The 1041-nt window shown below is 59.7% G+C and carries 1 protein-coding gene; it reads right to left on the reverse strand.

The annotated features are described in order from the left end of the window. Positions 1-139 precede the first annotated feature (139 nt). Positions 140-1041, reverse strand: a 902-nt coding sequence (locus tag RVY79_RS16630; protein ID WP_317465585.1) for a hypothetical protein, incomplete at its 5' end; no start/stop codon positions are given.

Below are 1041 nucleotides of genomic sequence, written 5' to 3' on the forward strand. Positions count from 1 at the left end.
GCAGCCTCATCGTCGGTGATTGCCGCCCAATCGGGGGCCGGCAATGGCAAGCCGCTTCCCGCCGCGTTTGTGACATCCGTGCTGCTCAGATAATGCAGGGCACCTTGTGCGTCTTTGAAAAATGGCATTACGTCTTCCTTTAACGAAGTTCCGACCAGTTGTTGATGGTCGGCGTGCCAGCGCTGATCGCGAATGAATACGACCCACCTGGAGGGACTATGGCAGATACTCCAGTAAGGGTTGACGTGTTGTTTTGCCCGGTGGAGAACGCAGTAACACCGTTCACTGTGAGCGCGTAGTTCGAGTTTGCCGTGGATGCAGCGGCAATGCTTACCACGATAGGGCGCGAGGTTGTGTTGTAGTAGGTAGTGCTAGCGCTTCTCGAACCCGTCACGTTTTGCCTGGTTTGCCCGAAACCGATCGACTGCATCGCAGCGAAGGCTTCGCCACCCTGGCCCTGCACCAGAGATGGCCCACTGGACCACGCGCCAGCCGTCAACTCAGTGATGTTGACGTAGCCGACAACGCGATACGGCGAGTTTGCCGAGACCGCCGATGCCGAGTAGATCGTGCTCGCCGAGTTCGAGCTGCTGCTGATCGTCGTGGGACTGATCAGGTTCGTTTCGGACAGATCCAAGCCGCCGGCAACGTTCGCAATGCACAGGACGGGCGTGCCGCCGTTATAGGCCACCAGCAACGCCAGCATGGCCTGCGTGCCGCCCACAGTGCCCAGCGTCGCGCCAGAGGGCACTGTGATAGAAAGAATTCCGGTCGATAACGGCGTTACCGCACCGCTGCTCAGGGTTCCAGAGCGGAATGCCCGCGCAGTAGGCGACAGCGTGCAGGTCAGCGCATTGGATGCTACGGACGCCGACACGGGAAGGAGACCAACATACCCAGACGAGACGGGGTCCAAGACAATCATCAATGACCCGTTGTACTCAACGTCGGTCAGAAGATTGCCCGGGATCACGGCTGGGTTGATTGCTCCATCGGGCCCGTACTGAGCCAAGCCGACCGCGCCCAGACCGCTGATGTTCA

The sequence above is a fragment of the Chromohalobacter sp. HP20-39 genome, assembly GCF_033052815.1.
GTDB lineage: Bacteria > Pseudomonadota > Gammaproteobacteria > Pseudomonadales > Halomonadaceae > Chromohalobacter.